This window comes from Arthrobacter sp. TmtSoilC48 (genome assembly GCF_059739425.1).
This window is the reverse complement of the sequence record NZ_AP046049.1, coordinates 1,819,811-1,838,205: the sequence shown is the minus strand read 5'-3', so window position 1 is coordinate 1,838,205 and position 18,395 is coordinate 1,819,811. Positions and strand designations below refer to the sequence as shown.

At 60.8% G+C, this 18,395-nt stretch carries 22 protein-coding genes; 1 reads left to right on the top strand and 21 read right to left on the bottom strand.

Annotation, left to right across the window (positions count from 1 at the left end):
- Positions 1 to 12: 12 nt before the first annotated feature.
- From rplR to rpsJ, 17 genes are all read right to left on the bottom strand, one after another.
- Complete coding sequence (gene rplR / locus AC6I97_RS08705; protein ID WP_223933973.1) at positions 13 to 396, bottom strand: 50S ribosomal protein L18; 384 nt, start codon at positions 394 to 396, stop codon at positions 13 to 15.
- A gap of 3 nt (positions 397 to 399) precedes the next feature.
- Entirely contained in the window at positions 400 to 936 is a 537-nt protein-coding gene (gene rplF / locus AC6I97_RS08700; RefSeq protein WP_144659422.1) for a 50S ribosomal protein L6, read from the bottom strand.
- Positions 937 to 954: 18 nt separating this feature from the next.
- Positions 955 to 1,353 (bottom strand): 30S ribosomal protein S8, encoded by a 399-nt coding sequence (gene rpsH / locus AC6I97_RS08695; protein WP_216925090.1) that lies wholly within the window; start codon positions 1,351 to 1,353, stop codon positions 955 to 957.
- Between the two features lie 77 nt (positions 1,354 to 1,430).
- Positions 1,431 to 2,018, bottom strand: coding sequence for a 50S ribosomal protein L5 (rplE, locus tag AC6I97_RS08690; protein ID WP_223933975.1), 588 nt, complete (start codon positions 2,016 to 2,018; stop codon positions 1,431 to 1,433).
- Positions 2,018 to 2,377, bottom strand: coding sequence for a 50S ribosomal protein L24 (gene rplX / locus AC6I97_RS08685; RefSeq protein ID WP_062073171.1), 360 nt, complete (start codon positions 2,375 to 2,377; stop codon positions 2,018 to 2,020). Before rplX ends, rplE begins: the two co-directional genes overlap by 1 nt.
- 3 nt (positions 2,378 to 2,380) lie before the next feature.
- Positions 2,381 to 2,749, bottom strand: a complete 369-nt coding sequence (gene rplN, locus AC6I97_RS08680; RefSeq protein ID WP_003803789.1) for a 50S ribosomal protein L14 — start codon at positions 2,747 to 2,749, stop codon at positions 2,381 to 2,383.
- A 354-nt stretch (positions 2,750 to 3,103) separates the two neighbouring features.
- Positions 3,104 to 3,400, bottom strand: a complete 297-nt coding sequence (rpsQ, locus tag AC6I97_RS08675) for a 30S ribosomal protein S17 (protein WP_142938371.1) — start codon at positions 3,398 to 3,400, stop codon at positions 3,104 to 3,106.
- Positions 3,397 to 3,717 carry a 50S ribosomal protein L29 gene (rpmC, locus tag AC6I97_RS08670; protein WP_275959788.1) on the bottom strand — a complete coding sequence of 107 codons (321 nt, stop codon included), beginning with the start codon at positions 3,715 to 3,717 and terminating at the stop codon, positions 3,397 to 3,399. Before rpmC ends, rpsQ begins: the two co-directional genes overlap by 4 nt.
- Before the next feature lie 2 nt (positions 3,718 to 3,719).
- Positions 3,720 to 4,136: a 50S ribosomal protein L16 gene (gene rplP, locus AC6I97_RS08665; protein ID WP_003803795.1), complete on the bottom strand. Its 417-nt coding sequence runs from the start codon at positions 4,134 to 4,136 to the stop codon at positions 3,720 to 3,722.
- Positions 4,137 to 4,958 (bottom strand): 30S ribosomal protein S3, encoded by an 822-nt coding sequence (gene rpsC / locus AC6I97_RS08660; protein WP_224088313.1) that lies wholly within the window; start codon positions 4,956 to 4,958, stop codon positions 4,137 to 4,139.
- Entirely contained in the window at positions 4,959 to 5,324 is a 366-nt protein-coding gene (gene rplV / locus AC6I97_RS08655; RefSeq protein WP_090817766.1) for a 50S ribosomal protein L22, read from the bottom strand.
- A 38-nt stretch (positions 5,325 to 5,362) separates the two neighbouring features.
- Positions 5,363 to 5,644, bottom strand: coding sequence for a 30S ribosomal protein S19 (gene rpsS / locus AC6I97_RS08650; protein WP_011775591.1), 282 nt, complete (start codon positions 5,642 to 5,644; stop codon positions 5,363 to 5,365).
- 12 nt (positions 5,645 to 5,656) lie between these two features.
- Positions 5,657 to 6,496, bottom strand: a complete 840-nt coding sequence (rplB, locus tag AC6I97_RS08645; protein ID WP_011775592.1) for a 50S ribosomal protein L2 — start codon at positions 6,494 to 6,496, stop codon at positions 5,657 to 5,659.
- Positions 6,497 to 6,525: 29 nt separating this feature from the next.
- A complete protein-coding gene (gene rplW / locus AC6I97_RS08640; RefSeq protein ID WP_011775593.1) occupies positions 6,526 to 6,831 on the bottom strand; it encodes a 50S ribosomal protein L23 in 306 nt (101 codons plus the stop codon).
- Positions 6,828 to 7,445, bottom strand: coding sequence for a 50S ribosomal protein L4 (rplD, locus tag AC6I97_RS08635; RefSeq protein ID WP_223933977.1), 618 nt, complete (start codon positions 7,443 to 7,445; stop codon positions 6,828 to 6,830). The genes rplW and rplD overlap by 4 nt, the downstream gene beginning before the upstream one ends.
- 4 nt (positions 7,446 to 7,449) lie before the next feature.
- Positions 7,450 to 8,100 carry a 50S ribosomal protein L3 gene (gene rplC / locus AC6I97_RS08630; protein WP_026539807.1) on the bottom strand — a complete coding sequence of 217 codons (651 nt, stop codon included), beginning with the start codon at positions 8,098 to 8,100 and terminating at the stop codon, positions 7,450 to 7,452.
- A gap of 17 nt (positions 8,101 to 8,117) precedes the next feature.
- Positions 8,118 to 8,426 (bottom strand): 30S ribosomal protein S10, encoded by a 309-nt coding sequence (rpsJ, locus tag AC6I97_RS08625; protein WP_003803825.1) that lies wholly within the window; start codon positions 8,424 to 8,426, stop codon positions 8,118 to 8,120.
- A gap of 385 nt (positions 8,427 to 8,811) precedes the next feature.
- On the opposite strand from rpsJ, the gene AC6I97_RS08620 reads away from it, so the two are divergent.
- Entirely contained in the window at positions 8,812 to 10,245 is a 1,434-nt protein-coding gene (locus AC6I97_RS08620; RefSeq protein ID WP_309925787.1) for a GH1 family beta-glucosidase, read from the top strand.
- A gap of 26 nt (positions 10,246 to 10,271) precedes the next feature.
- Here AC6I97_RS08620 and AC6I97_RS08615 read toward each other — a convergent pair whose 3' ends face one another.
- The 4 genes from AC6I97_RS08615 to fusA all read right to left on the bottom strand — a co-directional run bounded on the left by AC6I97_RS08615 (position 10,272) and on the right by fusA (position 18,376).
- Positions 10,272 to 10,397, bottom strand: coding sequence for a hypothetical protein (locus tag AC6I97_RS08615; RefSeq protein ID WP_263422265.1), 126 nt, complete (start codon positions 10,395 to 10,397; stop codon positions 10,272 to 10,274).
- A 25-nt stretch (positions 10,398 to 10,422) separates the two neighbouring features.
- Entirely contained in the window at positions 10,423 to 14,682 is a 4,260-nt protein-coding gene (locus AC6I97_RS08610) for a hypothetical protein (protein ID WP_497944681.1), read from the bottom strand.
- Positions 14,683 to 14,839: 157 nt separating this feature from the next.
- Positions 14,840 to 16,030 carry an elongation factor Tu gene (gene tuf / locus AC6I97_RS08605; protein WP_224088318.1) on the bottom strand — a complete coding sequence of 397 codons (1,191 nt, stop codon included), beginning with the start codon at positions 16,028 to 16,030 and terminating at the stop codon, positions 14,840 to 14,842.
- 231 nt (positions 16,031 to 16,261) lie between these two features.
- On the bottom strand, positions 16,262 to 18,376 hold the full coding sequence (gene fusA / locus AC6I97_RS08600) for an elongation factor G (protein ID WP_224088320.1): 2,115 nt from the start codon (positions 18,374 to 18,376) through the stop codon (positions 16,262 to 16,264).
- Positions 18,377 to 18,395 lie beyond the last annotated feature (19 nt).

Here is an 18,395-nt window from a genome sequence, read left to right as displayed (position 1 = left end):
TATTTTCAACGGTCACAGTGCCAGCCCACCTTCGCGAGCACCGTCAGCGACGGCGGCGATGCGGCCGTGGTACTTGTTACCGCCACGGTCGAAGACAACAGCTTCGACGCCTGCAGCCTTGGCACGCTCGGCAACGAGCTCACCCACGCGCTTGGCCTTGGCAGTCTTGTCTCCGTCGAGTGCGCGAAGGTCAGCTTCCAGGGTGGAAGCGTAAGCCACGGTTACACCCTTGCTGTCATCGACAACCTGGACGAAGATGTGGCGGGCCGAACGGTTGACGACCAGACGAGGACGTACAGCCGTGCCGGTGATGCGCTTGCGGATACGAAGCTGGCGACGGCTGCGTGCAGCAGACTTGCTCTTGTTCGTACGCTTCTTGTTAATTGCGATGGCCATGGTTTACTTACCAGCCTTTCCGACCTTGCGGCGGATGACTTCGCCGGCGTAACGGACACCCTTGCCCTTGTAGGGGTCAGGCTTGCGCAGCTTGCGAATGTTGGCAGCAACCTCGCCGACCTGCTGCTTGTTGATACCCGCAACAGAGAGCTTGGTCGGACCCTCTACTACGAAGGTGATGCCTTCGGGTGCCGAGACATTAACCGGGTGGCTGAAGCCAAGAGCGAACTCCAGGTCAGAACCCTTTGCCTGAACGCGGTAACCAGTACCAACGATTTCAAGCTTCTTCTCGTAGCCCTCGGTAACGCCCTGGATCATGTTGGCGATCAGGGTGCGGGTCAGGCCGTGCAGCGAACGCGAGTTGCGCTCGTCGTTCGGGCGGGTGACCGTGAGAGTGTTCTCTTCCAGGGAAACCTCGATCGGGCTGGCTACAGTGTGGCTCAGCTCTCCCTTGGAACCCTTGACGCTGATGACGGAGCCATCGAGCTTGACCTCAACTCCGGCAGGAACGGTGATGGGGAGACGTCCAATACGTGACATTATTCTCTTCCTTTCCCGTTACCAGACGTACGCGAGGACTTCGCCGCCCACGCCCTTCTTGCCGGCCTGCTTGTCAGTCAGGAGGCCGGAAGAGGTGGACAGGATAGCGATACCCAGGCCACCCAGCACGTGAGGCAGGTTGGTGGACTTCGCGTATACGCGGAGGCCGGGCTTGGAGATGCGGCGGACGCCAGCGATGGAACGCTCGCGGTTCGGACCGAACTTCAGGTCGATGGTCAGCTTCTTGCCAACCTCGGCGTCTTCTTCCTTCCAGCCGGCAATGTAGCCTTCTGCCTTCAGGATGTCAGCAACGCGTGCCTTCAGCTTGCTGTACGGCATGGTCACGGTGTCGTGGTATGCCGAGTTTGCATTGCGCAGACGCGTGAGCATGTCTGCGACAGGATCTGTCATAGTCATTTGGGCTATAGCCCTTCCTCATAACGGTTTCCGCAGCGCCCGCTCTTGCGAGCCCCGCTGCCGGACCTGTTACGTAGTTAGTTTTCGGTCTTGAACGGGAAACCAAGCGCCTTGAGCAGCGCGCGGCCTTCGTCGTCGGTCTTGGCAGTGGTGACGACCGTGATGTCCATACCGCGAACGCGGTCGATGGAGTCCTGGTCGATTTCGTGGAACATAACCTGCTCGGTCAGACCGAAGGTGTAGTTGCCGTTGCCATCGAACTGCTTGCCGTTGAGGCCGCGGAAGTCACGGATACGCGGCAGAGCCAGCGAAACCAGACGGTCCACGAATTCCCACATGCGGTCTCCACGCAGAGTTGCGTGTGCACCGATCGGCATGCCTTCGCGCAGCTTGAACTGTGCGATCGACTTGCGGGCCTTGGTTACCTGCGGCTTCTGGCCGGTGATCAGGGTGAGGTCGCGGACAGCGCCGTCGATCAGCTTGGAGTCCTTGGCGGCATCTCCAACACCCATGTTCACAACAACCTTCACCAGGCGGGGAACCTGGTTCACGTTCGCGTAGCTGAACTCGTCCTGCAGGGACTTCTTGATGGTCTCTGCATACTTCGTCTTCAGACGAGGAACGATCTTCGTTTCGACGGTGGTCTCAGACAGTGTCTCACTCATCAGATGTCCTTCCCGGTGGCCTTGGACACGCGGATCCGGACGGTCTTGGTAGCGCCATCCTTCTCAACGGTGTCGAGACGGAAACCAACACGGGTCGGCTTCTTGGTCGACGGGTCAACCAGAGCAACGTTGGAAACGTGGATCGGGGCCTCAACAACCTCGATGCCACCGGTCTTGGTGCCGCGCTGCGACTGACCGACCTTGGTGTGCTTGGTGACGCGGTTGATTCCCTCTACCAGCACGCGGTTGGTGTCCGGGAATACGCGCAGGACCTTGCCCTGCTTGCCGCGGTCGCCGCCACGTTCCTGCTTGGCGCCGGTGATGACCTGAACGAGGTCACCCTTTTTGATCTTAGCCATGGACTAAAGCACCTCCGGGGCCAGCGAAACGATCTTCATGAACTTCTTGTCGCGAAGTTCACGACCAACCGGGCCGAAGATACGGGTACCGCGGGGGTCACCGTCGTTCTTCAGGATCACAGCTGCGTTTTCGTCAAACTTGATGTAGGAACCATCCGCACGGCGGCGTTCCTTCTTGGTACGGACGATGACCGCCTTGACGACGTCGCCCTTCTTTACGTTTCCGCCGGGAATAGCGTCCTTGACGGTAGCGACGATGACGTCGCCAATGCCTGCGTAGCGACGACCGGATCCACCGAGAACGCGAATGGTAAGGATTTCCTTAGCACCCGTGTTGTCGGCGACCTTGAGTCGCGACTCCTGCTGAATCAATTTTTACTCCTTGCGTCGCGCCGGTTCTCAGACCGAAATCATGCATACGGAATGAGCCTTGCGGAACGGTTGATCGGGGTGTCTCTTGACCTGCCTGGATTTTGCCAGAACAGGCCTAAACGCCCGTGCCACGAGCATCAGCTTCCCTTGCAGAAAACTCTGCGCGGGGCAGTATGCAGCGGCACGATTGTTTACGAGGTAGTCGATGACGCACAAATGGCGCCATACAAACTCAATATCCTAGCATGTTTCGCTGGTCTTTCCGAAACGCGCCGGGAACGCGGAAGGGCCCGCGTTCCATACAGAACGCGGACCCTTCCAGTGAATCCAAACCGGGCAAGCCCGGCGTCGGATTTACTTGGCCTTTTCGAGGATCTCCACCAGGCGCCACCGCTTGGTAGCGGACAGCGGGCGGGTCTCAGAGATGAGAACGAGGTCGCCGATGCCGGCGGTGTTCTCTTCGTCGTGAGCCTTGACCTTCGAAGTGCGGCGAATAACCTTGCCGTACAGAGCGTGCTTCACGCGGTCTTCAACCTGAACAACGATGGTCTTTTCCATCTTGTCAGAGACAACGTAGCCGCGACGCGTCTTACGGTAACCGCGCTGTTCAGCGCTGGCTGCTGCTTCCGTCACAGTTTCCTTCTCGCTCACTTGGCGTCCTCTCCAGCTTCAGCTTCGGCAGTTTCAGCCTTGGCAGCCTTCTTGGACTTCTTTTCTTCCTTGGCTTCCACAACCGGTGCGGCAACCTCGGCACGAATGCCCAGCTCGCGCTCACGCAGAACGGTGTAGATGCGTGCGATGTCCTTCTTTACCGCACGCAGGCGACCGTGGTTCTCCAGCTGACCGGTGGCGGACTGGAAACGCAGGTTGAACAGCTCTTCCTTGGACTTGCGGAGTTCTTCAACGAGACGCTCGTTGTCGAAACCGTCCAGCTGTGCGGGTGCGAGATCCTTCGACCCTACTGCCATTTCTATTCACCACCTTCGCGACGCACAATGCGTGCCTTCAACGGGAGCTTGTGGATTGCCAGGCGCAGGGCCTCGCGAGCTACCTCTTCATTGACACCGGAGAGTTCAAAGAGAACCCGGCCCGGCTTGACGTTTGCGACCCACCATTCCGGAGAACCCTTACCGGAACCCATACGGGTTTCAGCAGGCTTCTTCGTCAGCGGACGGTCCGGGTAGATGTTGATCCAGACCTTACCGCCACGCTTGATGTGGCGGGTCATCGCGATACGGGCGGACTCGATCTGACGGTTCGTCACGTATGCCGGGCTCAGGGCCTGGATACCGTACTCACCGAAGCTGACCTTGGTGCCACCCGTTGCAGCGCCGGAACGACCCGGGTGGTGCTGCTTACGGTGCTTGACTCGACGTGGGATAAGCATTTAAGCCTCTCCTCCTTCTGCTGCAGGAGCAGCAGCTTCAGCGGCCGGTGCTTCAACGGCAGCGGGTGCTGCCTCAGCTGCCGGACGGTCGTTACGACGACGGCGGTCGCCACCCGGGCGGCCCGGACGGTCTCCTGCGCGGCCACGGGACGGAGCAGCAGCTGCCTGCTGAGCCAGTTCCTTGGCGGTTACGTCACCCTTGTAGATCCAAACCTTCACACCGATGCGGCCGAAGGTGGTCTTGGCTTCGTAGAAGCCGTAGTCGATGTTCGCGCGGAGCGTGTGCAGGGGCACACGGCCTTCGCGGTAGAACTCCGAGCGGGACATTTCTGCGCCACCCAGACGACCCGAGCAAGCAACACGGATACCCTTGGCACCCGCACGCTGTGCGGACTGCATGGCCTTCTTCATCGCACGGCGGAAAGCCACGCGGGAAGTCAGCTGCTCAGCGATGCCCTGGGCAACAAGCTGTGCTTCCATCTCGGGGTTCTTGACCTCGAGGATGTTCAGCTGAACCTGCTTGCCAGTGAGCTTTTCGAGCTCGCCGCGGATGCGGTCTGCTTCGGCGCCACGGCGACCGATGACGATACCCGGGCGTGCCGTGTGGATATCCACGCGGACACGGTCACGGGTGCGCTCGATCTCAACCTTGGCGATGCCGGCGCGCTCCATGCCCGTGGACATGAGCTGACGGATCTTGATGTCCTCGCGGACGAAGTCCTTGTAGCGCTGTCCGGCCTTGTTGCTGTCAGCAAACCAGTGCGAAACGTGGTCGGTGGTGATGCCGAGTCGGAACCCGTGCGGGTTTACTTTCTGTCCCACTTAGCGAGCCTCCTCTTTCTCCGGGGTTGCGACGACCACGGTGATGTGGCTGGTCCGCTTCCTAATGCGGTAGGCGCGGCCTTGGGCACGCGGCTGGAACCGCTTCATGGTCGGGCCTTCATCAACGAATGCTTCGCTGATGAACAGGTCGCTGTCGTCGAATGCAACGCCGTCACGGTCCGCGAGGACACGTGCGTTGGCCATTGCCGACTGAAGTACCTTGAATACCGGCTCCGAAGCTGCCTGGGGGGCAAACTTCAGAATTGCCAGAGCCTCATTCGCTTGCTTACCACGAACAAGGTTGACGACGCGCCGGGCCTTCATAGGCGTTACGCGGATGTGACGCGCAATAGCCTTGGCTTCCATTGCTTTCCTTCTCTCGTCTAAGACGTAAAGTCAGGCGCCTAGCGGCGCTTGCCCTTACGGTCGTCCTTAACATGGCCGCGGAATGTCCGCGTGGGAGCGAATTCGCCGAGCTTGTGCCCGACCATCGACTCAGTGACAAACACCGGGATGTGCTTGCGTCCGTCGTGTACGGCGATCGTGTGCCCGAGCATGTCGGGGATGATCATCGAACGGCGGGACCAGGTCTTGATGACGTTCTTGGTGCCCTTATCGTTTTCCCGTGCGACCTTCACAAAGAGGTGCTGGTCAACGAAAGGACCTTTTTTCAGGCTGCGTGGCATGTGTCCAGGCTCCTATCGCTTGTTCTTGCCAGTACGGCGGCGACGAACAATAAGCTTGTCGCTCTCTTTGTTCGGACGGCGGGTACGGCCCTCGGGCTTGCCGTTCGGGTTAACCGGGTGACGTCCACCGGAAGTCTTACCTTCACCACCACCGTGCGGGTGGTCAACCGGGTTCATGGCTACACCACGGACGGTCGGGCGAACGCCCTTCCAGCGCATACGGCCGGCCTTGCCCCAGTTGATGTTCGACTGCTCGGCGTTGCCGACCTCGCCGACGGTTGCGCGGCAGCGCACGTCAACGTTGCGGATTTCGCCGGAGGGCAGACGCAGCTGGGCGAAGCGGCCTTCCTTGGCAACGAGCTGTACCGAAGCACCTGCGGAACGTGCCATCTTGGCGCCGCCACCCGGACGCAGTTCAACTGCGTGGATTACGGTACCAACCGGGATGTTGCGCAGCGGCAGGTTGTTGCCCGGCTTGATGTCAGCGTCGGGACCAGCCTCGACGAAGTCACCCTGGGACAGCTTGTTGGGAGCGATGATGTAACGCTTGGTGCCATCAACGTAGTGCAGGAGTGCGATGCGAGCCGTGCGGTTCGGGTCGTACTCGATTTCGGCAACGCGGGCGTTGATGCCGTCCTTGTCGTGACGACGGAAGTCGATCAGACGGTACTGGCGCTTGTGCCCACCACCCTTGTGACGGGTGGTGATCTTACCGGAGTTGTTGCGGCCGCCAGTCTTGTGCAGCGGACGCAGCAACGACTTTTCCGGAGTCGATCGCGTGATTTCAGCAAAGTCGGCTACGCTCGAGCCACGACGGCCCGGGGTAGTCGGCTTGTATTTACGGATTCCCATAATTTAATTCCTCGTTAAAGTGGTCTCCGCTACGCGAGCGGACCGCCGAAGATGTCGATTGTGCCTTCTTTGAGGGTGACAATTGCACGCTTGGTGCTCTTGCGCTGTCCCCAGCCGAATTTGGTGCGCTTGCGCTTACCGGCACGGTTGATGGTGTTGATCGAGTCAACTTTGACCGAGAAGATCTTCTCTACGGCCAATTTGATCTCGGTCTTGTTCGAGCGGGGGTCCACCAGGAAGGTGTACTTGCCTTCGTCGATCAGACCGTAGCTCTTTTCCGATACGACGGGTGCAAGCACGACGTCGCGCGGGTCCTTGATGGTGGTTACGCTCACTTGGAGGCCTCCTCGTTCTTGGCCTTGTCAGCGACGAACGCCTCGAAAGCAGCCTTGGTGAAGACCACGTCGTCGGAGATGAGAACGTCGTAGGTGTTCAGCTGGTCTGCGTACAGAACGTGAACATCTGCGAGGTTGCGCACGGAGAGTGCAGCGACGTCGTTGGCGCGCTCGATAACAACGAGCAGGTTCTTGCGCTCGGAGACTGCACGCAGCGAAGCCAGTGCTTCCTTGGCGGACGGCTTGGTGCCGGCAACCAGTTCAGCGATGACGTGGATGCGACCGTTGCGGGCGCGGTCAGACAGGGCGCCGCGGAGAGCAGCAGCCTTCATCTTCTTGGGGGTGCGCTGGCTGTAGTCACGAGGGGTCGGACCGTGGACAACGCCACCGCCGGTCATGTGAGGAGCACGGATGGAACCCTGACGGGCGCGGCCGGTGCCCTTCTGCTTGAACGGCTTGCGACCTGCACCGGAAACCTCGGCGCGGGTCTTCGTCTTGTGGGTACCCTGGCGGGCAGCAGCGAGCTGTGCGACGACGACCTGGTGCAGCAGCGGCACGTTGGTCTGGACGTCGAAGATCTCTGCAGGCAGGTCTACCTTGACAGTGCTAGTCATCTAACTAGGCTCCCTTCACGGCGGTGCGTACGAGTACGACCTGGCCGCGGGCACCGGGGACGGCACCCTTGATAAGGAGCAGCGACTTCTCAACGTCAACAGCGTGAACCGTGAGGTTCAGCGTCGTGTGACGCTCGGCGCCCATGCGGCCGGCCATTTTCAGGCCCTTGAAGACGCGGCTCGGGGTGGATGCGCCACCGATGGAGCCAGGCTTACGGTGGTTCTTGTGGGCACCGTGGGAAGCGCCAACGCCGTGGAAGCCGTGACGCTTCATAACACCGGCAAAGCCCTTACCCTTGGAGGTTCCAACGACGTCGATCTTCTGGCCGGCTTCGAAGATCTCGACAGAGAGCTCCTGGCCCAGCTCGTAGGATGCGGCGTCTGCGGTACGCAGTTCGACAACGTGGCGGCGAGGAGTTACGCCAGCCTTTTCAAAGTGACCAGCCAGCGGCTTGGTGACCTTGCGGGGGTCGATCTGGCCGTAGCCGATCTGGACGGCGACGTAGCCATCTACCTCTGCGTTGCGCAGCTGGGTGATGACGTTGGAGTCAGCCTGGACGACAGTTACCGGGATGAGCTTGTTGTTCTCGTCCCAGACCTGGGTCATGCCGAGCTTCGTGCCCAGCAGGCCCTTTACGTTACGGGTTGCGGTCATAGTCTCTCAGCACCTCCCTAGAGCTTGATTTCGATGTTCACGTCTGCAGGCAGGTCGAGACGCATAAGCGAGTCAACAGCCTTCGGCGTGGGGTCGATGATGTCGATCAGACGCTTGTGAGTACGCATTTCGAAGTGCTCACGGCTGTCCTTGTACTTGTGCGGAGAGCGGATAACGCAGTACACGTTCTTCTCCGTCGGAAGCGGCACCGGGCCGACTACCGTTGCGCCTGCGCGCGTGACCGTCTCAACGATCTTCCGCGCTGAAACATCAATGACCTCGTGGTCATATGACTTCAGCCGGATGCGGATTTTTTGTCCCGCCATGTCGCCTGACTCTCTTTCAGCTAGTGCTGCTCTAGTTAGGGCTGCTCTGTTTACTTACCTGTTGGCGTGGCCGCCGAAGCGTTTGAGGTTTTACCACCACACGCCGCACAAGCTGAATCCGGATCATTCCGGGTTCCTCAACCTGCCGGCGCACCGACCCCCGCGGTCGGGCGTGTCGCGATTTTCACGCAAACTCGACCGCATTCCATGGGGTTCAGGGTTATGTTTGGGCTTCAGCCTGGACCCTGACACCCGGCATTATCCGGATCGGGACACGAAGAAGCGCTTGAACAACTCATCCAGTATGCCGGAAATAAAGGCCAAAGGCCAATCGGGGCCCGGACGGGCATTGCCACAGCAGCCACCCGATAGGGATGATAGTGGAATGACCGCCCAGGATATGGGTTCCGTGGAAGATCTGGCCGCGCGCCTACGTCCCGGGTTCACGCTGGGGGTCGCGGCCGCTGCCTTCCAGATTGAAGGTTCCGTAACCGCTGATGGGCGGGGACCTTCGGGCTGGGATGCGTTCGCGCAGAAGCCGGGAGCAATCGTCGACGCCGACTCGCCCACCATAGCCTGCGATCACTACAACCGCGCCGACGAAGATATCAGCCTGATGCAGGAACTCGGCATCGATTCGTACCGTTTCTCCCTTTCCTGGCCCAGGATCCAGCCCGGCGGCACGGGCACAATCAACCAGCGTGGGCTGGACTTCTACGATCGCCTGATCGACAAACTCCTTGCTGCCGGCATCTCCCCCATGGTCACCCTGTTCCACTGGGATACTCCCCTGGAACTTGAACACTCCGGCGGCTGGATCAATCGGGATACAGCGGAACGCTTTGCTGTTTATTGCAGCGCTGCAGCGGAGCGCTTTGGGGACCGCGTGGAGCACTGGGTCACTATGAACGAACCAGTTTCCGTCACGCTCCAGGGCTATGCTTTGGGCGTCCACGCGCCCGGCCGCCAGTTGTTGTTCGACGCCTTGCCGGCCGCCCACCATCAACTGCTGGGCCATGGGTTGGCAGTGCGCGCCCTGCGTGACGCCGGGGTGAAGGGGCAGATCGGCATCTCCAACATGCACTCCCCCGTCCGCCCAGCGAGCAACAGCCTCTCGGACCGTTTGATGGCCCAGTCCTTCGATCTGCTCCTCAACCGCATCTATGCTGACGCGGTCCTGCTGGGGCAGTACCCCCGGCCACCCTTGCCCATGAAACCTTGGTTCCGCTCGTTGGGAACCATCAGGGATGGTGACCTTGAACTGATCAGCCAGCCACTGGACTTCTATGGGCTCAACTACTACTACCCGGTCAAGGTTGCTGCGGGGCGAGGGCCGGCGGAGATCCCCACGGGCACGGCTGTCGAAATGACGAAAGTGCCATTTCACCTGGCCGCCTACCAGGAGTACGAAACGACTGGATTCGGCTGGCCGGTGGCGCCGGAGCATTTGGCAGTACTGCTCCGCGAGATGAAGGACCGCTACGGCGATGCCCTTCCACCGGTCTACATCACTGAAGGAGGGGCCAGTTTCCCGGAGCCTTCGCACGTGGATGGGCCTATACAGGACCATAACCGGATCAGTTACCTGGCGGAGCATCTTGGCCACGCACTGACTGCTACGGGACCCGGCGGGATCGCCGAGGACGTCGAACTCCGCGGCTACTACGTGTGGACGCTACTGGACAATTTCGAGTGGGCGGCAGGGTACTCGCAACGTTTCGGCTTGGTGCACGTGGACTTCGACACCTTGGAGCGCACACCCAAAGACTCGTTTTACTGGTACCGGGCACTGGGCCGTGCACGCCATCGGGAACACTAGCCCACGTGGGTTAACTCCGGATTGGGCTACTTGTTCTTGTTGGCGCGGTTGATGCGCTTGGCCCGCTCAATTTCATTGCGGAAGTACTTGCGACCCCACAGCACTCCGCCGCCGATCACCGCGATGATGGCAAGGAAAATCAGGAATTCCATGGTGCTCCTCTCATTGGGTTCAACGTTAGCGGATTCCATCCCGGCTGGATGCAGGTGAGGGTTCCGGTGTTGGATTGTTTCCGTCGGTTGCAGGCGGTTTTCGGTTCAGCCTCCATACCGCCAGGACGATGAGGGCCAAGGCGACGAGTGCCAGCATGGCGAATGCGTAACTGCGCAGCGCCCACATGATGCTGGCTGCCACACCAGCTGCGCCCCACCACACGAACATTCGCTCAGCCAGGAGCAGTCCGGCCACCAGGAGCACCACATGAGCCACGAGGACGTATATCTGCTGGGACGATGTTCCCACGAAACTTGTCCCCACGGCCGTCAAGGACAGCAGCCCTGCTGTGAGGGCAAGCCGCAAATGTCCCTCTGGACGCTGGAAGCCCATGTAGCGCACCCCTGCCATAACCGCGCCCGCGACGACGTACCATTGCGCGGCCCAGAACCAGTCAGGTGAGCCGCCATCCACAAACAGCACGGCCCGTTGGAACCCCGCAAGGGTTGCCAGTGCAGTGATTTCCCCGGCCAGGCGCTTGCCGTTCGGGACCTCGATGACCACCAACACTCCGGCAACCAGGATCAAGCCCGCACCCACCAGCGAGGTCTCGTCCCGTGCCAGGCCGGTGGCCGCAGCTGCGCCAAGCCCCGTGATCGAACTTATCACCAGGGCGTTCCGCCGCCAGGGATGTGAGGTGATGGAAGGTCCGCCCAGTCGTCGGACCACATACATGGCCGCCCCGGTTCCCATTGCGCCTATCAGCCATGGAAGGAAGGAGTCCCAGGCAGTCGGTTCGCGGCCATCCAGCAAGCCGTCGACGGCGGTCACGGCACCAACCAGCGCGGCGGGCGCGGCCGCGGCATAGAGGGAAGGCATGCCCTCAAAGTGCGACGCAGCGAACAGCACCGACGCCAGAACCAGGACGGCAAAACCGCTCAGCGACAGGGACGTGGTCAGAGCCAACAAGCCGCCCGCCGTGGTGAAGGTGAGTGCCGAAATCAACCACAGCAATCGTTCGGCCACAGCGGCGGGTGAACCGTCGCCGGTCCTGACAGTCCCCGCGTTCACGGGCGGGAAAACTGCCCTGGCAACCACGGCAGCCACAGCCAGCGCAAGCAGTACCCAGGGCACTTGATACTTATCCAGCAACGGCTGATACAACCACGTGTCGGATGGGAAGCCCAGGGAGGGTCCAGCGGCAATCACTCCTGCCGTGACTGCAGCGATCCCAAAGTACTGCGCTCCCCGGGCACCAAAGGTGCGCCACGCGATCGCGGCCGTTACCGGAACGAATGCCAACTCCGCGAGGAGCACCCAACGGCCACCGCCGTCGTAGTCTTCTGCGAGGAAGTAGACCAGTGGGAGAAGTAGCTGTGCACTTGGAACGGCCCAAACCATTGCCTTCTGGAAGGGGTCATCGCTGTGCCGCCCCTGGAGAAAGGACTGCAGAAGGAACTGCACCGGCAACTGCAGGATAAGGATCAGCGCGACGGTGACAGATGTAGCCGCAGCCGACCCCGTGAAGTCGGCCACCACCAGTGTGACCAAGGCCCCGGAGAGAATGCGCACAGCCAACAGGTAGCCACCACGGGCGAGGCGTTGACCGGTGACACCAACCATGAAGCCGCTATATGCCGTAAAGATGCCCAGCAGGAGTTCCAGATCCTTGACGTTTCCAAGCCGGAGGGCGAGCAGCAGAACCATTGCCGCAGGAGCGAACAACCATCCCGGTTTGTGGGCTCGAAGCGCGGTACTCATGGCCACGGCCGCCAGTGCCGTCAGCGTGGCAGCGGCACCTGGTTGCCAGCCCTCGCGACCCCCCGGAACCCCATCCATGGTGAGGAACATACTGCACAGAACCATGCCGGCAAGCACCACTCCAGCATCAATAATGGCCGGGCGCGGGAACTTCGCAACATAACCCGCACGCAGAGGCAGGATCAGCTGCAGGGCGAGAACGACTGTGACAGTCAGGCCGACGCCAACCTCTTCACCGGCAATCCGGAATCCGGCATCCTTCGTTGTGTCGTAGTAGGCCGAGGCAGCCAACAGGGTTCCTGCAGCGCGCGCCAACCACCAGTAGCTTTGCCTATGCAAGGAAGCGGGCAGCCGGAGGGCTGTGGCGCAGAAGTAGGTGACAGCCGCCAAGAGAACAACGTTACCCAGAGTCCGCGACACAGCAACCACAGCCACGATGCCTGCCACCGTAGCGGCGGTCGGAGCAAGGAACTCCCCCATGGTCGGACGCCAGGTCAGCACGCCACCACCTGCGGGGCCGGAACCACTGCTGCCCTTACCCTGGGGGAACAGCAACCAGCCGGACACCAAGCCTGCGGCAACCACCACCCCCACAGCAACCGCCACAATGGGCCGCCCGGGTGCGGCATCGAAAAGAGGCAAAGCAAGAAGTCCTGCCATCGCCACACCGCCGAACCCCGCCGTGGACGCCTGTGCTCCCACGGTGCGGACCCCGTTGCCCTCAAGCAAGGCACTCACCAGCTGCTGTACGGCACACGCCGCTACGAAAACGAACAACGTATAGGCAGACCTGTCCGGATGGTCGGTGAAGACGCTCGCAGCCGAAGCCGTTACAGCCAGCGTCACGGCGACCCGCCCGCCCAGGACGTAGACATGTCGAAGTGGCCCTGGCCTGATGGCTCCCAGAAGGAACCAATAGAGGCCGGCGACAGCGAGCAGCACGGTCACAGGCCACGCACCCAGCAACCCAACGAACGGTATTGCCACAACAAGTACGGCGGCCGGTGCCAACTCTGCCCCCTGGCCCAGCTTCCACCCCACCACCATGGAGGTCGATATCGCGATGAAGAGCGGCAGGAACTCCGGCAGCTGGAAGTTTCCCACGCCAACCATGACCATGAGCACAACCGAGGCAACAATTTGCAGCCCGAGGCACCAGACGGCGTCGTACCACCACGTGCGTGGAACCAGGCGTTTTCCGCCGAATGCGACTCCAACCGATTGGAGACCCAGGCAGATGATTCCTGCCAGCAGCACGTGGCTTGAATCCGCAGATACATCCCACACAAAACCCAACACAGCCAAGGTGGAGGCGGCGCGGGCGCAATAGAAGTTGAGCAAACGGTGCTGGCCTGACCTCACAAGCAGCATCACCGCAAAGTACAGCGCGCACATCACCATGACCATGGGGTACTCCCCCTTGGCCAGGAAGCTGGGCGTCATGGTTACCGCGAGCCCCACGAACGGCACTACAAACGGATGCAGTACCACCAAAGGACGCATAAAGAGCGGAGGGATCCAACGGGGGTGAACCAGTGCAGCCAGCGTGAAGAGAATGGCAACGCCAATCAGCGCCGTGAAGTACCAGACCAGGGCCCCGCCAAGCACTGATACTCCGGACCACGCCGTGGAAACCACGAAGGTAAGTGACAGCAACGCCAGCACCTTGTTATCGAGGCGCAGAGCAGCGTAAACGTAGGCAGCAGTTCCCAGCAATGAAGTGACCAGCCATGCCATGGGGCCGTCATGGAGGGCAAAGTTGTACATGGCCAAACCTGTAACCGGGACCAGGGCCAGCCCTGTTCCCGTAAAGGCCATGGCTGCCGGGCGAAGCCGCGGCACCCTTCGCTGGATGATGAGTCCTGACGCATAGAACAAGATGGTGATCGCCCAAATAGCCACAAACCGAAAAACCCCAGGAAGACTGGTTCCAACAAACAGGGCGCCGGCGGCAACAAGCAACAGACTCGCGACGTACAGGGTGATGTTGATGTTTTGGCGGTCGCGCTTCTCCTTTCTCGCCGCTACCGTTTCCGGGCTCTCACGCGGAGGAAGCGTCGGCTGGAATTGCCGCTGTTGTGGCGTAGGAGCAAAACTTGGCACGGGCACAGGCCCGCGACTGTGGGACGGTTGAATCCCGGGCTGCGCCGAGATTCCCACGCTCTGCTGAACGGCAGGAGGCAGAATCACGGGCTGGAACGGCGTCGGCTGCAGTATTACAGGCGGTTGCTGTACTCTCCCCGGTGTCTGTATTGTCCCTGGCTGCTGTACTGTCGCCGGTTGCTGCGGTGCCGCCGGCTGCTGCCGCACTGCGGGCCGCCGGCTTTGCCCCCGCGCGTCCTCCCAACCTGCCAGATGGCCGGCGAGATACCCCGCACGGTAAGTGGCGGCGTCGTCGGCTCTGACAGTCGGCGTCGAACGGGCGGCCTCCCGTCGGCCCCGCACCAAACCCAGCGCATAACCAATGACACCAATAACGGCCAAAAGCAGCAGTACAAGGCCCGTCGTCAAGAATCCCAGCATGGAAGCTCCTACGGTGAAGCCGGGCGCAAGGCCTGCACGGCATTAATCCAATCGATAGATTAATCATAGCAAAGAAGAACCCCACCGCATAAGCGGTGGGGTTCTTCTTTGGCTAGCTACCGACCAGGCCGGAAGTTTGCCGATCTACAAGTAGAAACTACTTGATGATCTTGGTAACACGTCCCGAACCAACGGTGCGGCCGCCTTCGCGGATAGCGAAGCCGAGGCCCTCTTCCATAGCGATCGGCTGGATGAGCTCAACGGTCATCTCAGTGTTGTCGCCAGGCATAACCATTTCCGTGCCTTCCGGCAGGGTGATAACGCCGGTTACGTCCGTGGTACGGAAGTAGAACTGCGGGCGGTAGTTCGAGTAGAACGGGTTGTGACGTCCGCCTTCGTCCTTGGAAAGGATGTAGACGTTGGCCTCGAAGTCGGTGTGCGGGGTGATGGAACCCGGCTTGACGACAACCTGGCCACGCTCGACGTCGTCGCGCTTGAGACCGCGGAGCAGGAGGCCACAGTTCTCGCCGGCCCATGCTTCGTCGAGCTGCTTGTGGAACATCTCGATACCGGTAACCGTGGTCTTCTGGACCGGGCGGATACCGACGATCTCGACCTCGGAGTTGATGGCGAGGGTTCCACGCTCGGCGCGGCCCGTAACAACGGTGCCACGACCGGTGATGGTGAAGACGTCTTCGATCGGCATCAGGAACGGCTTGTCGCGGTCACGTACGGGGTCCGGAACGGACTCGTCGACAGCTGCCATCAGGTCCTGGACGGACTTGACCCAAACCGGGTCGCCTTCCAGAGCCTTCAGACCGGAAACGCGAACAACCGGAGCTTCATCGCCATCGAAGCCCTGCGAGCTCAGGAGCTCACGAACTTCCATTTCGACGAGGTCGAGGAGTTCTTCGTCATCAACCATGTCCGACTTGTTCAGTGCGACCAGCAGGTAGGGAACACCAACCTGGCGGGCGAGCAGAACGTGCTCGCGGGTCTGGGCCATCGGACCATCGGTTGCGGCAACCACGAGGATTGCGCCGTCCATCTGGGCAGCACCGGTGATCATGTTCTTGATGTAGTCAGCGTGACCGGGGGCGTCAACGTGTGCGTAGTGACGCTTCTCGGTCTGGTACTCCACGTGGGAGATGTTGATGGTAATACCGCGCTGGCGCTCTTCCGGAGCAGAGTCGATGGACGCGAAGTCGCGCTGCTCGTTGATGTCCGGGTACTGGTCGTACAGCACCTTGGAAATGGCGGCAGTCAGCGTCGTCTTACCGTGGTCAACGTGACCAATGGTGCCGATGTTGACGTGCGGCTTAGTCCGCTCGAACTTTGCCTTTGCCACAGGTTCCTCCTAGAACGATTTCAAGTGAAGTGCTCCTCGGCCGCGCTTTTCGCGGCAGAAACTTTAGCAAGTCTACTTGGGGGCTTGGTTTTGGTGAAATTGCAGATTCAGGAACCAATACTAGTTCCTAGAGCCTGTTCGCGCAGGGGCCGGGCCACGGCTTTCGCCGCAGCCCCGCCTCACACGCTAAGATGCCCTCCCGGAACCGGAATAGCATCCGTTGCCGGGAGATTACTCTCCGCGGGTTTTCTGGATGATCTCGTCGGCTACAGCCTTCGGGACCTCCGCGTAGCTGTTGAACGTCATGGAGTACACGGCACGGCCCTGCGTCTTGGAACGGAGGTCGCCAATGTAACCGAACATGCCGGACAGCGGAACGTGTGCACGGATAACCTTCACACCTGCTGCGTCCTCCATGGACTGCATCTGGCCACGGCGGGCGTTCAGGTCACCAATAACATCACCCATGTATTCCTCAGGTGTGCGGACCTCAACATCCATCAGCGGTTCGAGCAGAACAGGGTTCGCCTTGCGTGCAGCTTCCTTGAAAGCCATACGGCCGGCGATCTTGAACGCCATTTCCGAAGAGTCAACATCGTGGGACGCGCCATCAATCAGCGTGGCCTTGATGCCGACAACCGGGTAGCCGGCCAGGACGCCGTCGTTCAGTGCATCCTGGATACCAGCGTCAACGGACGGGATGTATTCGCGCGGAACGCGGCCACCGGTGACCTTGTTCTCGAACTCGTACAGCTCGCCGGAAGAGGTGTCCATCGGCTCGATCGCGATCTGGATCTTTGCGAACTGACCCGAACCACCGGTCTGCTTCTTGTGCGTGTAGTCGTGACGCTCTACAGCGCGCTTGATGGTTTCGCGGTAAGCAACCTGCGGCTTGCCAACGTTTGCCTCAACCTTGAATTCGCGGCGCATGCGGTCCACCAGGATGTCCAGGTGGAGCTCGCCCATGCCGGCGATGATGGTCTGGCCCGTGTCTTCGTTGAGGGAGACCTGGAAGGTCGGGTCCTCAGCGGAGAGCTTCTGGATGGCCGTGGAGAGCTTCTCCTGGTCACCCTTGGTGTTGGGCTCGATGGCAACCGAGATCACGGGCTCCGGGAAGCTCATGGACTCGAGGACGATCTGCTGGTTGGCATCACACAGGGTATCGCCCGTTGTGGTGTCCTTCAGACCGATGGCTGCGTAGATGTGGCCGGCGGTAGCGCCCTCAACGGGCATTTCCTTGTTGGCGTGCATCTGGAACAGCTTGCCGATGCGTTCCTTCTTGCCCTTGGTGGAGTTGACCACCTGGGCGCCGGCCTCGACGTGACCGGAGTACACGCGGATGAAGGTCAGCTGACCGAAGAACGGGTGCGCCGCAATCTTGAAGGCGAGGGCCGAGAACGGCTCGTCTGCAGAGGGCTTGCGGGTGAGTTCCTTCTCTTCGTCGCGGGGATCGTGACCGATCATCGCGGGGACGTCGAGCGGGTTCGGCAGGAAGTCGACAACAGCGTCAAGCATCGGCTGTACGCCGCGGTTCTTGAAGGCAGAGCCACAGAACACGGGGTAGAGCTCGGAGTTGATGGTCATCTTGCGGATGCCGGCCTTCAGTTCCTCAAGGGTGAGTTCTTCACCTTCGAGGTACTTCTCCATGAGCTCTTCGGATGCTTCCGCAACGGTCTCTACGAGCTGTGCACGGTACTCTTCAGCCTTGGCCTGGAGGTCCGCCGGAATTTCCTGCACTTCGTAGGAAGCGCCCATGGTGACGTCACCCTTTGCGTCGCCAGGCCAAACCAGGGCACGCATTTCGAGGAGGTCAACCACGCCGATGAAGTCGTTCTCAGCGCCGATCGGGAGCTGCATGACCAGCGGCTTGGCACCAAGGCGGGAAATGATGGTGTCAACGGTGAAGTAGAAGTCCGCACCCAGCTTGTCCATCTTGTTGACGAAGCAGATACGCGGAACGTTGTACTTGTCAGCCTGGCGCCAAACAGTCTCGGACTGCGGCTCCACGCCTTCCTTGCCGTCGAACACAGCGACAGCACCGTCGAGGACGCGCAGGGAGCGCTCAACCTCAACCGTGAAGTCCACGTGGCCCGGGGTGTCGATGATGTTGATCTGGTTCTGGTTCCAGAAGCAAGTCACGGCGGCAGACGTGATGGTGATGCCGCGTTCCTTTTCCTGTTCCATCCAGTCGGTCGTCGAGGCGCCGTCGTGCGTCTCGCCGATCTTGTGGTTCACACCCGTGTAGAACAGGATGCGCTCGGTAGTGGTGGTCTTGCCGGCATCGATGTGGGCCATGATGCCGATATTGCGGACCTTGTTAAGGTCGGTAAGCACGTCCTGTGCCACGGGGTCTCCCTTTCGGATG

Coding starts and splice junctions, on each gene's coding strand:
- rplR (WP_223933973.1), bottom strand. CDS start 396: ATGGCCATCGCAATTAACAAGAAGCGTACGAACAAGAGCAAGTCTGCT.
- rplF (WP_144659422.1), bottom strand. CDS start 936: ATGTCACGTATTGGACGTCTCCCCATCACCGTTCCTGCCGGAGTTGAG.
- rpsH (WP_216925090.1), bottom strand. CDS start 1,353: ATGACTATGACAGATCCTGTCGCAGACATGCTCACGCGTCTGCGCAAT.
- rplE (WP_223933975.1), bottom strand. CDS start 2,018: ATGAGTGAGACACTGTCTGAGACCACCGTCGAAACGAAGATCGTTCCT.
- rplX (WP_062073171.1), bottom strand. CDS start 2,377: ATGGCTAAGATCAAAAAGGGTGACCTCGTTCAGGTCATCACCGGCGCC.
- rpmC (WP_275959788.1), bottom strand. CDS start 3,717: ATGGCAGTAGGGTCGAAGGATCTCGCACCCGCACAGCTGGACGGTTTC.
- rplP (WP_003803795.1), bottom strand. CDS start 4,136: ATGCTTATCCCACGTCGAGTCAAGCACCGTAAGCAGCACCACCCGGGT.
- rplV (WP_090817766.1), bottom strand. CDS start 5,324: ATGGAAGCCAAGGCTATTGCGCGTCACATCCGCGTAACGCCTATGAAG.
- rpsS (WP_011775591.1), bottom strand. CDS start 5,644: ATGCCACGCAGCCTGAAAAAAGGTCCTTTCGTTGACCAGCACCTCTTT.
- rplB (WP_011775592.1), bottom strand. CDS start 6,496: ATGGGAATCCGTAAATACAAGCCGACTACCCCGGGCCGTCGTGGCTCG.
- rplD (WP_223933977.1), bottom strand. CDS start 7,445: ATGACTAGCACTGTCAAGGTAGACCTGCCTGCAGAGATCTTCGACGTC.
- rplC (WP_026539807.1), bottom strand. CDS start 8,100: ATGACCGCAACCCGTAACGTAAAGGGCCTGCTGGGCACGAAGCTCGGC.
- rpsJ (WP_003803825.1), bottom strand. CDS start 8,426: ATGGCGGGACAAAAAATCCGCATCCGGCTGAAGTCATATGACCACGAG.
- AC6I97_RS08620 (WP_309925787.1), top strand. CDS start 8,812: ATGACCGCCCAGGATATGGGTTCCGTGGAAGATCTGGCCGCGCGCCTA.
- AC6I97_RS08615 (WP_263422265.1), bottom strand. CDS start 10,397: ATGGAATTCCTGATTTTCCTTGCCATCATCGCGGTGATCGGCGGCGGA.
- AC6I97_RS08610 (WP_497944681.1), bottom strand. CDS start 14,682: ATGCTGGGATTCTTGACGACGGGCCTTGTACTGCTGCTTTTGGCCGTT.